This is a genomic window from Acinetobacter sp. YH12254 (assembly GCF_013417415.1).
In the GTDB taxonomy this organism is placed as follows: Bacteria; Pseudomonadota; Gammaproteobacteria; order Pseudomonadales; family Moraxellaceae; genus Acinetobacter; species Acinetobacter pseudolwoffii.
Genome location: NZ_VPEB01000005.1, coordinates 1 through 12620, shown reverse-complemented (window position 1 = coordinate 12620; position 12620 = coordinate 1). Strand labels below are relative to the sequence as shown.

The 12620-nt window shown below is 43.0% G+C and carries 6 protein-coding genes and 1 pseudogene; 4 read left to right on the top strand and 3 right to left on the bottom strand.

Features of this window, described 5'->3' with window-relative positions:
- Positions 1 to 13: 13 nt before the first annotated feature.
- Positions 14 to 2113: a TonB-dependent receptor domain-containing protein gene (locus FTV29_RS04510; RefSeq protein ID WP_180075178.1), complete on the bottom strand. Its 2100-nt coding sequence runs from the start codon at positions 2111 to 2113 to the stop codon at positions 14 to 16.
- A 193-nt stretch (positions 2114 to 2306) separates the two neighbouring features.
- The gene (gene nfuA / locus FTV29_RS04505) at positions 2307 to 2945 is read right to left on the bottom strand and encodes a Fe-S biogenesis protein NfuA (protein WP_180075177.1); all 639 of its coding nucleotides are present in this window, start codon (positions 2943 to 2945) and stop codon (positions 2307 to 2309) included.
- Between the two features lie 159 nt (positions 2946 to 3104).
- Here nfuA and FTV29_RS04500 point away from each other — a divergent pair, with 159 nt between their 5' ends.
- Together FTV29_RS04500 and FTV29_RS04495 are read left to right on the top strand one after the other, a co-directional pair.
- Positions 3105 to 3722 (top strand): rhomboid family intramembrane serine protease, encoded by a 618-nt coding sequence (locus FTV29_RS04500; protein ID WP_005096237.1) that lies wholly within the window; start codon positions 3105 to 3107, stop codon positions 3720 to 3722.
- Between the two features lie 219 nt (positions 3723 to 3941).
- Complete coding sequence (locus FTV29_RS04495; protein ID WP_074383099.1) at positions 3942 to 5483, top strand: hypothetical protein; 1542 nt, start codon at positions 3942 to 3944, stop codon at positions 5481 to 5483.
- A 151-nt stretch (positions 5484 to 5634) separates the two neighbouring features.
- Here FTV29_RS04495 and FTV29_RS04490 read toward each other — a convergent pair whose 3' ends face one another.
- Positions 5635 to 7254, bottom strand: a complete 1620-nt coding sequence (locus FTV29_RS04490; protein ID WP_005096235.1) for an inorganic phosphate transporter — start codon at positions 7252 to 7254, stop codon at positions 5635 to 5637.
- Positions 7255 to 7787: 533 nt separating this feature from the next.
- Here FTV29_RS04490 and metH point away from each other — a divergent pair.
- Together metH and FTV29_RS04480 are read left to right on the top strand one after the other, a co-directional pair.
- The gene (metH, locus tag FTV29_RS04485; RefSeq protein WP_180072007.1) at positions 7788 to 11474 is read left to right on the top strand and encodes a methionine synthase; all 3687 of its coding nucleotides are present in this window, start codon (positions 7788 to 7790) and stop codon (positions 11472 to 11474) included.
- An 823-nt stretch (positions 11475 to 12297) separates the two neighbouring features.
- Positions 12298 to 12620, top strand: a pseudogene (locus FTV29_RS04480) (IS701 family transposase); the annotation flags it as partial.

The window sequence follows — 12620 nt, the reverse complement described above, 5'->3', positions numbered from 1 at the left end:
GCTTTTAAATTGTTTAGAAATTATAAGTCAGTCCGACAAAGACTTCCTGACGATCCAGATAATAATCATTTGAAGCATTTACTAATTTTTTATCAAATAAATTATTGAGACCACCTCGAACAGTCACTTGATCGTTCACTTCATAATTCGCAGATAAGTTAAATACCGTATGTGGTTTTTGCATCACTACCGTATCTTCAATACTTGCCGTATATTGTTCACCGGTATATTGCGCTGCAAGTTCCAATGAAAGTGGATCAGTGGGAGTCCAGTTGAGTGCACTATAAACGGATAACTCGGGAATCGTTGAAAGATTTCTGCCAGTCACTAAGTTTTTTGATTCAAAATAATAGGTTGCATTGGTCTTCCAGCTTAAATTCTCTAAGAGTGGTAATGCCACACTTGCTTCCAAGCCCCGTACACGCGCTTTTTCAGCATTTTGATATTGTGTCCACCACACCCCATTAATTTCTCCTAAAGCACGATATTCAATTTTATTTTTAAAATCTGTGTGGAAATAAGTTAAACCGAGATCAAAATTATTTTGAGCAAAATTAAATCCAAGTTCATAGTTGGTACTTTCTTCAGGCTGCAGGTCTGCATTACCCGCCATATAACATCCGCCCGATACATAGCCTAAAGGTTTCAAGGATGTACATCCATTCCCCCCTGAACGCGTCGCTGCACCTGCAGTATTCTCTTTGAGTGAAGGAGCTCTAAAGCCCTGAGCAACACCACCTTTAATGGTCAATGCATCATTTGGTTGCACCACCAAATAAGCACGTGGACTATTATGTGTGCCAAATTTATCGTGATGATCAAAACGGTTACCAAGGGTCAAATTGACTTGATCATTAAAAACAATTTTATCTTCAACGAACAATGCCCAGGTATCTCCTTCTAGCTCTGAACCATATTCTTTGCCGTCATAACTTGGAATAGCCAGCCCAATATTACGGGTATTAACCAGTTCTTCTGATTTCCATTGACCTCCCACTGTTGCAACATGCTCCACACCTAATTTAAACGGAATATTGAGATTAGCTTCTACAATGCTTTCCTTGGATTTTTGTGTGGTCGGCCCAGTCTCTGTCACCTGACTTTGATCATAATCATTGTAGTAAGCCGTAATTTTTGAATCACCGAAACCCCATTGAGCATCATGTGATAGAGACACTGAACGATGTTCTAACTCAGATGGACCCCATGCTAATAAAGCCTGTTCTTTACCATCCACCACCTGAGGCGTGGTCGAGGCATTATTCTCTTGCAAGCCATAACCCAGCTCTAAAGATAAGCTATGAATATCGTTCGGCGTATAATCGAACTTTAAGTTCGCATTCTGATCACGACTACCCGATTGTCCGGTTGCTTTACTTCCTGCCATTCCGGGAAGATTACGGTCAGAGATTTGATAACCTTGATCCGCTTCCTGTTCAGTGATCCCGACTGTGGCACGCATACCTAGTGTATCGGTTAAAGGGCCATATCCCACGAGTCCTGATTGAATGGTTCGCCCTAAATCCGAAGATGTCGTTGGCATGGTATGGTTTAAGGTCAATGAGCCACCCCATTCTGAAGGGATTTTTTTGGTAATGATGTTGATCACTCCACCCATCGCATCAGAGCCATATAAAGAAGACATGGGTCCACGTACAACCTCAATACGTTCAATCATTTCTGGTCTCACCCAGTTTAGATCTTGATGTCCTAGGTTTGCACGATAATTGGTATCTCGAGAAGAGCCCACACGTTTACCATCAATTAAGATCAGCGTGTAATTGTCAGGCATCCCGCGTAATTGTATTTTTGAACCTGCCCCATTTGAACTTAGGCCCCCTGTTACGCCGGGCACGCGTTTCAAGATATCGGCCAGACTTGAAACAGGCTGTTTCTGTATGTCTTCTGCCGTAATGACACTAATTGAAGCTGGCGCAGATTTAACATCAACTGCCTGTCCACTCGCAGTCACCACAATCGTTTGTAATTTGGTCGCATCAGCCTGTACGATTCCCTCTTTTTCTTCAGTAACTTGGTCTTGCGCTTGGACTGAAACAGTCATTGCTGTAAATACTGCGAAAGTTAAAGTTGTTTTTAAGAAGGGCTTATTCATACCTTGCACGTCCTAAGAGTTATGAAGAGATCATGTTTATTCGGTTGCGAAGTGTAACAGGGATTTCCATAAATGCAATTAATATTGATAATTATTATCATTAACATTTATTAAACTTAAAGCCAGATATAAAAAAACCTCGAAAGTTCGAGGTTTTTTAGAATGCGATAAATGAACTGTTCTATAGAACAGCTTATTTCATATACGCACCTTCAGATTGGCTATGATCCGTTTCATCAACGACATGCATCAATTCAGGAATATGCTGCTTTAGCGTGGTTTCTACCCCTTGTTTCAAGGTGATATCAATCGCTGAACAACCCTGGCAACCACCGCCAAATTTAAGCACCGCTGTTAAGCCATGCTCTGGGTCTTCTTTGACTTCAACCAGTGCACAGTTACCGCCATGCCCTGCCAGACCCGGGTTAATTTCAGACTGCAATACATAGGTAATACGCTCTTCTACCGATGCATCTGGCCCCACACGTGGCACTTTAGAGTTCGGTGCACGGAATGTCAACTGACCACCAAAACGGTCTTTGTTGTAGTCAATCACGGCATCGAGTAAATACGGAATAGATGGCGAGTCGATAAAAGCAGGGAAATCAGGATATTCCTGCTTATAATCTGTCGGTACAACTTCATCAGGTGCACTATAGGCCATGCAACATTCAGCGCGAGGAGTACCCGGATGTTCTACAAAAACACGCACACCAATACCCGGGGTGTTCTGTTTATCCAGTAAATCCTTTAAATACTCTTGTGCTGTTGGTGTAATCAATAAGTTGGGAATTTCACCAACAACTGGAGTGCTGCTGTTCTCAGTCGACATAACAATAATTTCCTCAAGCTCAGACGGCTATTTTAACTGAAGATCGGGGGGAATTTTTAAAAATCAACTAAAATTGTCGGATTTATTATAAAAGTACAACTTTAGTGCAATTTTAATGGCATGATAATTGGCAAATAGGCACCATTAGAATTACTTTATATGCTTGATTTACCTTTTAATCACACCGTTACCATTATTCTGATCACCTGTATTGTGTCCTTTATTGCCTTCTCTAAAGAGACGGTGATGAATCGCCTGATTTTCTGGCCACCGGCACTGCAACGTGGACAATATGACCGCTTTATTAGCCATGGTTTTATTCACGCCGATGGAACTCACCTGCTATTCAATATGATTACCCTGTTCTTTTTTGGCAGTGTGATCGAGAGCTTTTATCGTCAGTATTTATATGATCTGGGTTTTATTCTGTTCTATCTGGGCGGTCTGATTGCAGCTATTATTCCAAGTTATCTGACCCATAAAAATAATCCGCGCTGGGCCAGCCTTGGTGCATCAGGTGCAGTTTCTGCGGTGCTGTTTGCCTATATTCTGTTTGAGCCGTGGAAGCTGATTTTTGTGTTCTTTATACCGGTTCCTGCAATTATTTTTGCCGTGCTCTATGTGGCTTATAGCATCTGGTCAGGCAAAAAAGGCAATAGCAACATTAATCATAGCGCGCATTTGTGGGGAGCAGCCTACGGCGTGATCATGACCATTATTCTGGAGCCACGCCTGATTCCGCATTTCCTGAATAAACTGATGCAGGTTCCGTTTTAATCAGGGTTATTGAAGGCTAGAGAAATAAGGCTACATATAAGATAAGTCTGATATTTCCGCTAAAAATAAATAAGAGAGCCATGGCTCTCTTATTTATTTGAAACATCTCGTAATATATTAAAAAGTCATGATGTCACTTATTGCCAATCTTGGAGTGAATTTTGCAGCGATAATGTATACATCTGTATATTAATTACTGTCATTTACGAGATATTTTGCATGTCCACTACACCAGACGGTCTTCAATTTCCGCTTCAGTCCAATCAACAAAAACCAAGTAGCTCAAAAACAGGACGCGCGATCATCGCAGCAGCTTTGGCCAATGTGAATCAGCACAGTGCTGCACAGGCACAATCAGAAAAAAACTGGCGCAAACAATATACCGTGCATTTTAAGCAACTGGTCGAGCAAGGGCTAAGCTCGCCTGAAGCCAGCCTGAAAATTGCTGAAGATGGTCTGGCACAGGCGCATCAGACCTTTGAATTTTACCGTGATGGCCAGAAGCATTTACTGAAAGATGCCCTTACCTTGCCCGCCGATCAACTACATAGCTTTAAATTGACGGGAAGCAGTCAGGCTGCACCAGAATGGTATGTGCCCTACCACGGCCAGAAGCTGCAAGGCTATGCCTTATTGGAGCAGATTGAACGCTGGGAAAACCAAGGTATTATGGAAAGCAGCCATGCCAATGCCCTGCGTGAATGTGTGGCGCGCCCAGAATGGTTTGATTTGTCAGATCGAACCATGGTGCTGTTTGGTGCTGCATCTGAAGCTGGCCCTTTGACCTGGCTGGCAAAATGGAAAGCCAATATTGTGGCGATTGACCTGCCCAACACCCGGGTCTGGGGCAAGATTATCGATACCATCAGCCAAGGCAATGCCACGCTGTATGCACCCTGTACTGAAGCACTTGCAGAAGATACGCCTGACGATGTTCTAAAAGAAAAACTCGGTGCCAATCTTTTGACTCAGATTCCCGAGATTGCTAAATGGCTATTACAGTTTGAGCCGGATCTGGATCTGGCCGCAATTGCCTATCTGGATGGCGAGAAGCATGTCCGTGTTTCGATGGCGATGGATGCCATCATGAAATATGTCAGCGAACAAAAAGCCAATACCAGCCTGATGTATATGTGTACCCCGACCGATGTCTATGCGGTTCCAAGTGAAGTGATTGAAGCATCAAAAGTGAAATATGCGGAGCGCTCGAAAGCACAGACACTGATTTCCAAAGGTGTATCGACTGTAAGCCGCAAACACTTTTTTCAGAAAAATGCGCATGAGCTGATTCAATCTGGTGACCAGTCTTATGGGATTTGTGACTGTCTGGTGGTAGAACAAGGTCCAAACTATGCACTAGCCAAACGCATTCAACAATGGCGTGCTACTTTAGCTCGCGCTCAGGGTCAACGTGTCAGCATCAATATCGCTCCATCTACAACCACGTATTCAGTCACCAAGAATCCGCTATTAAAAGCCGCGTTCAACGGTGCCAGTCTGTTTGATGTCGAAGCTTTTGCACCTGAAACCACAAATGCACTGATGGCAGCCCTGTGGATTCATGATCTGCGTAATGCTACCTCTGTGGCCAATCCTGAAGTGAAGCTGAATCATCCACTGGAATTGATGATGCAGGGTGCGAATCATGGTGGTTTGTGGCGAGTGGCTTATCTGGCGCGAACTGCATTACCTTTTGCTGCCCTGTATGGTTTTGCGACAGAGAAGTTACCCAAGGGATTATTGAGTAAGCTTAAGAAGTAATTGATTTCCTTGACTCTACCCTTCTCCTAGAGTCAATATTATTTTTATTCAAAATTCTCCCCCTCTCCCCAACCCTCTCCAAGGGAGAGGATTTTAAAAAACTTCATAAAAAAACGCTGCCGAAGCAGCGTTTTTTACTTATCTAATAATATTAGAAAACTTTAAGTAACAACCAGTACAAAGTACCTGATAAACAAATTGTGGCGGGTAAAGTGAAAACCCAGGCAGACAGAATGGTTTTCACCATCTGGAAGTTCAGACCTGACTTATTCGCCACCATGGTACCTGCAACCGCAGAGTTCAATACATGAGTGGTCGATACCGGCATCCCGAAACCATCCGCAGCCGCAATGGTCGACATCGCCACCAGTTCAGCAGACATACCCTGACCATAGGTCATATGCTGCTTACCAATACGCTCACCGACTGTCACCACAATACGCTTCCAGCCAACCATAGTACCCAGACCCAGCGCCAGAGCAACGGCCACTTTCACCCAGGTCGGGATGTATTGCAAGAATGAATCCAGACTGTCACGGTATTGATCTACCGTTTTGTCCTGTTCAGCCGTCATTGCAGGTAAAGCTTCTGCTTTGTCCAAACGCTTGAAAGCTGTGGTACTTAAGTACATGTCATTCCGGAATTCTGAAACCTGTGCTTCAGGCACTTCCCTAATGCTGCTATAGCTACCGACTTTTTCACCTAAATGATCTGTGAGGCTCGCCAATGCAGGCACCACTTCAGGGGTGATTTCTTTGGTTTGGATATAAGTCGTGATGATCTGACGCGCTTTTTCATCTTCAATATCCGCATGGTCTGGATAAATCGCATTGGCCGTTTGCGCAGACAATTGCCCAAAAGTCTGGATATGCTGTTGATCTAGGTTTTTGTTGAGTGAGTACGCCATTGGTACACAGCCAATCAAAATCAACATGATCAGCCCCATGCCTTTTTGACCATCATTTGAACCGTGCGCAAAGCTGACACCGGTACAGGTAAAGATCAAAATGGCACGAATTAAAGGGGGTGGCGGTTTATTACCTTCAGGTGGCTGGAACAGCTCCACCTGTTTCTTGAAGATTTTTTTCACCAGCAAGAACAGCACAGCGGCAAATGCAAAACCGATTAAAGGCGAAAATAACAGCGCCTTACCGACTTTCATCACCTGCTCCATGTCTATACCCGATGCACCGCTACTCGCGTGCAGAATGTAGTTCATGATACCCACACCCAGAATCGAACCGATCAGGGTATGTGAGCTGGATGCAGGAATACCAAGAAACCATGTTCCCAGGTTCCAGACAATCGCAGCGATCAGCATGGCAAACACCATGGCAAAACCTGCTCCGGAGCCGACATTCATGATCAGCTCAACAGGTAACAGTGCAATAATACCGTAAGCCACCGCACCACTGGCCACCATAACCCCAAGGAAGTTACAGAAACCGGCCCACATTACAGCGACAGGCGCAGAAAGTGCATTGGTATAAATGACCGTGGCAACCGCATTGGCAGTATCGTGGAAGCCATTGACGAATTCAAAGCCCAGCGCAATAAACAATGCCGTCGCCAGGAGAATAATTGAATACAAACCCAGTGCAGGAACATGCGCTAAATCGGCAGACAATTGAAAACCGATATAAATAAGAGTAGAGATAATGACAGTTAGAAAAACTGGCATAAAGAATTTTGGTGTCGGCACGTGAACATTGGTCGACTTGTGCGAAGCCGACTCGTGTGCTGAATCTATGGGAGTTTGATTAGGATTCATGCAAGCAGGAATAGAGGATTCAAGAATTCCCCTATTGTTCAGTTAAATTGTGACAATTATATGACAAACTGCTGTCATATGAAGCAATAATTTAGATTTTCTTACTGCTGTTCGTCCTGTTTAATCCCGAGTAAAACACTGCTGTTTGATTCAATAAATCATCAACTTAAGATAAAATTCCAGCTTTTCAGAACTCAGAAACGTGTCCTGTTTTTGCGCTTAAAGCTTTGAAACTCCCTCTACGCTTAAGATGACCATAATTTCTATGTACAGAGCATAGTCAATAAATATGACAATTTCATGAATAAAAGCATCAGCTTAATTTTTCAAATATATTTTTGCCAGTTTTAGCCAGATCCCATTTTAAAGCTGAATACTGCATAGACCGGATAACAAAAACCTGTCTTGTTCTAACTGACTTATCAAATTTTCATATCATGCATATCCATCATTCTGAGAAAGGAGGCGCAGAATTCAAGCATTAATTCTGCTAATATGGACGATGTTTTTTGATTTCTACTGAGAAAGTTTGAATGTCGACACTTGCCACCTTAAAAGAACTTCTTGCCAAGAAAATTTTAATTATCGATGGTGCGATGGGTACCATGATCCAGCGCCATAAACTGGAAGAAGCCGATTACCGTGGCGAGCGTTTTGCTGATTGGGCTTATGATCTGAAAGGCAATAACGACCTGCTCGTTTTGACACAACCACAAATCATTCAAGGTATTCATGAAGCTTACTTGGAAGCTGGCGCCGACATTATTGAAACCAATACCTTTAACGGTACGCGGGTTTCGATGTCTGACTATCATATGCAAGATCTGGTTCCCGAGATTAACCGTGAAGCCGCGCGTCTGGCCAAAGAAGCCTGTGCCAAATATTCAACCCCAGAAAAACCACGTTTTGTGGCAGGTGTGATTGGTCCGACATCACGTACCACGTCTATTTCTCCAAACGTCAACGATCCAGCCTTCCGCAACATCACTTTTGATGCCTTAAAAGTGGATTATATTGAATCAACCAAAGCGCTGATTGAAGGTGGTGTCGACATCATCCTGATTGAAACCGTATTCGATACTTTAAATGCCAAAGCTGCGATCTTTGCGGTGAAAGAAGTCTTTAAAGAACTGGGCTATGAACTGCCAATCATGATTTCAGGCACCATTACCGATGCATCTGGCCGTACCTTAACCGGTCAAACCGCAGAAGCGTTCTGGAACTCGATGCGTCATGCAGAACCGATCTCGATTGGTTTTAACTGTGCGCTTGGTGCAGATGCGATGCGTCCACACGTCAAAACCGTGTCGGATGTAGCGGATACTTTTGTTTCAGCACATCCTAACGCTGGCTTGCCAAATGCCTTCGGTGGATATGATGAAACACCGGAAGAAACTGCAGCTTTCATTAAAGAATTTGCGGAAAGCGGTCTGATCAATATTACCGGTGGTTGCTGTGGTACCACACCGGATCACATCCGCGCAATTGCACAAGCAGTGGAAGGCATTAGCCCGCGTCAAATTCCTGAGATTGCGCCAGCTTGTCGTTTAAGCGGTTTAGAACCATTTAACATCACCCCAGATTCACTGTTCGTGAACGTCGGCGAGCGTACCAACGTCACCGGTTCGAAAAAATTCCTGCGTCTGATTCGTGAAGAAAACTTCGCCGAAGCACTCGATGTTGCCCGTCAGCAGGTTGAAGCCGGTGCGCAAATTATCGATATCAACATGGATGAAGGCATGCTGGATTCACAAGGCGCCATGGTGCACTTCCTGAATCTGATTGCGTCTGAGCCGGATATTTCACGTGTGCCGATCATGCTCGATTCTTCTAAATGGGAGATTATCGAAGCAGGTTTGAAATGCGTGCAAGGTAAAGCCGTGGTGAACTCGATTTCCTTAAAAGAAGGTTATGACGAGTTTGTCGAACGTGCCCGCCTGTGCCGTCAGTACGGTGCCGCAGTGATTGTGATGGCATTTGATGAAGATGGTCAGGCCGATACAGCCGCTCGCAAAAAAGAGATCTGTAAGCGCTCTTATGATGTGCTGGTCAATGAAGTGGGCTTCCCTGCTGAAGATATTATCTTTGACCCGAACGTATTTGCGATTGCGACAGGGATTGTAGAACATAATAACTATGCGGTTGATTTCATTGAAGCGACTGGCTGGATTAAAGAAAATCTACCCCATGCCATGATTTCAGGTGGTGTCTCTAACGTCTCGTTCTCATTCCGTGGTAATGAGCCAGTACGTGAAGCGATTCACTCAGTGTTCTTGTACCATGCCATTCAAAAAGGCATGACCATGGGGATTGTGAATGCCGGTCAAATGGCGATTTATGATGACATTGATAAAGAATTAAAAGCTGCCGTTGAAGATGTGGTTCAAAACCAGAATCAAGGCGAAAGTGGTCAGGATGCAACAGAACGGCTGCTGGCTGTCGCTGAAAAATATCGTGGTCAAAGTGGTACGCAAAAAGCCGAAGAAAACCTGGAATGGCGTAATGAATCTGTTGAAAAACGTCTTGAATATGCACTGGTCAAAGGCATCACGACGTATATTGACCAAGACACTGAAGAAGCCCGTTTAAAATCAACCCGTCCACTGGATGTGATTGAAGGCCCATTGATGGCAGGTATGAACGTGGTTGGCGACCTGTTTGGTGCCGGTAAAATGTTCTTGCCGCAGGTGGTAAAATCTGCGCGTGTGATGAAGCAGGCAGTGGCTTGGCTGAATCCGTTTATTGAAGCTGAGAAAACCCAAGCTGAAGCCAAAGGTAAAATCCTGCTCGCGACGGTAAAAGGTGACGTACACGACATCGGTAAGAACATTGTCGGCGTGGTGTTGGGCTGTAACGGTTATGACATCGTGGATCTGGGCGTGATGGTGCCGTGCGAGAAAATCCTGCAAACCGCAATTGATGAAAAAGTCGATATTATCGGTTTGTCTGGTTTGATTACACCGTCTCTGGACGAAATGGTCTTTGTTGCCAAAGAAATGCAGCGTAAAGGCTTTAATATTCCATTGATGATTGGTGGTGCAACCACCTCTAAAGCCCACACCGCTGTAAAGATTTCACCGCAATATCAAAATGATGGTGTGTACTACACAGCTGATGCTTCACGTGCCGTGGGTGTGGCAACACAATTGCTTTCTGCCGAGATGAAACCAAAACTGGCAACGGACTATGCGGCGGATTATGAAAAAATCCGTACACGTTTAGCCAATAAACAGCCGAAAGCCGCCAAATTGTCTTATGCAAAATCAATTGAAAATGGCTTTAAAATTGATTTTGGTGCACACACTCCAGTAAAACCAAACTTCATTGGTTCGGAAACTTTCACCAATTATCCACTTGAAACCTTGGTGGAATATTTTGACTGGACACCGTTCTTTATTTCTTGGAGTCTGGCGGGTAAATTCCCGAAAATCCTGGAAGATGACGTAGTGGGCGAAGCAGCACGTGACTTGTTTGAACAAGCACAAATTATGCTGAAAGATATCATCGAGAATAAACGTTTCGATGCGCGTGCCACCTTCAGCATTTATCCTGCCAACCGTGTGGCAAGCGACACTGTTGCTGTGGCAGATGAAAATGGCAATGTGACCCATACTTTTGAACATCTACGTCAGCAGTCGGATAAAGTGACAGGCAAAGCCAACTATTCTTTGGCGGACTTTATTGCACAGAAAGATGTGGCTCAGGATTATTTGGGTGGTTTTACAGTTTCAATCTTTGGTGCGGAAGAGCTGTCGCAAGAATACAAAGCCAAAGGCGATGATTATTCTGCAATTATGGCGCAGGCTTTAGGTGACCGTTTTGCGGAAGCATTTGCTGAACATTTGCACCAGCGTATCCGTAAAGAATTCTGGGGCTACCAAGCAGATGAACAATTGTCGAATGAAGATTTGATTAAAGAGAAGTATGTCGGTATTCGTCCTGCACCGGGCTACCCTGCGTGTCCTGAACATTCTGAAAAAGCGCCACTCTTTGACTGGTTAGGTACAACTGACAAGATTGGAACTTACTTAACCTCTAGTTTTGCAATGTGGCCACCTTCATCAGTCAGCGGTTTCTATTATGCAAATCCTGAAACTGAATACTTTAACGTGGGTAAAATCTCTGGCGACCAGTTGGAAGATTATGCGAAGCGTAAAGGTTGGACGCTGGATGAAGCGAAACGTTGGTTAGCGCCGAATTTGGATGATTCAGTGGTTTAATCCCCCTCGATCCCCCTTTGATAAAGGGGGAAGATTCCATTCGTATCGAATATAAAAAACCCCTCAAGTGAGGGGATTTTTTTGTTATTAATCTCCCTAAATCCCTCTTTAAAAAAGAGGGACTTTCACGTATCAAATTCATTACGTGACAGCTCCTCCCATTTTTAAAGGGATGTTGGGAGGGATTAAAAAATCACGTAAATTAAACTATACTAAACCATTAAAACTAAAACAATTTTCTAAATCATGGATCAATTTAGTACCAGAGAATTAGCCTCAATTACATGGGGAACCATACTTATAATGGCTTTAATATTCTACTCTGTAAAAAATGTTCAGCTCAGATATTCTCTTATCACTGTTATCAAAGCATTTTTTCAAATTAAAATTATTACTGCTATTTTATTAATTACTACCTATGTCTTGCTAAGTGTATTTATCTTATACCAAATACAAATCTGGGATATTAGTCAACTTAAAAATACATTTTTTTGGTATATAATATTTGCAATAGGCACTATGTTTAGTTTAAATACTATCAAAGAAAATTCACATAACTTCTTTATTCAAACTATACGATCCTCAATAAATTTAAGCATCCTCCTTCAATTTATCATTAACTTCCATACATTTAATTTCTTCTTAGAATTAATATTGATTATTCCATTTGTCACTCTTGTAACTATTTTGAGTGCTGTTGCTAATGAAAGTATAGAACAGCAGAAAGTTAAAAAACTTTGTGAGTTCTTACTAGCTTTGATATTTCTTAGGACTTACGCATTGACGGATTCAAAAAAGTATTAAAATACTTTATAAAGTATCTGTGATCAGACGAATTAAACATGCTTCTACAGCAACTTGTACATTACCCATTTATATGGGCTTTCTCATGACAGAACCGAACTCTATTAGCTGCACACAACTTGCCGAGACTTATAATATCTCGCATGATAGTGTAAATCGCTTTCTAGAGCGTGAAGACTACACACCTCACGACCTATATCAAGAATCAATTCAACATATTGATAATAATAAACTTATAGTCAGTATTGATGATACTGTTTTAGATAAACCATATAGTCAACATATGGACTTGGTTAGCTATTTTTGGTCAGGCAAACACCACCGATCCGTCAAGGGTATTAA

What these genes read in the sequence shown, in the direction of transcription:
- FTV29_RS04510 (WP_180075178.1), bottom strand. Translation starts at nt 2,113, where the DNA reads ATGAATAAGCCCTTCTTAAAAACAACTTTAACTTTCGCAGTATTTACA.
- nfuA (WP_180075177.1), bottom strand. Translation starts at nt 2,945, where the DNA reads ATGTCGACTGAGAACAGCAGCACTCCAGTTGTTGGTGAAATTCCCAAC.
- FTV29_RS04500 (WP_005096237.1), top strand. Translation starts at nt 3,105, where the DNA reads ATGCTTGATTTACCTTTTAATCACACCGTTACCATTATTCTGATCACC.
- FTV29_RS04495 (WP_074383099.1), top strand. Translation starts at nt 3,942, where the DNA reads ATGTCCACTACACCAGACGGTCTTCAATTTCCGCTTCAGTCCAATCAA.
- FTV29_RS04490 (WP_005096235.1), bottom strand. Translation starts at nt 7,254, where the DNA reads ATGAATCCTAATCAAACTCCCATAGATTCAGCACACGAGTCGGCTTCG.
- metH (WP_180072007.1), top strand. Translation starts at nt 7,788, where the DNA reads ATGTCGACACTTGCCACCTTAAAAGAACTTCTTGCCAAGAAAATTTTA.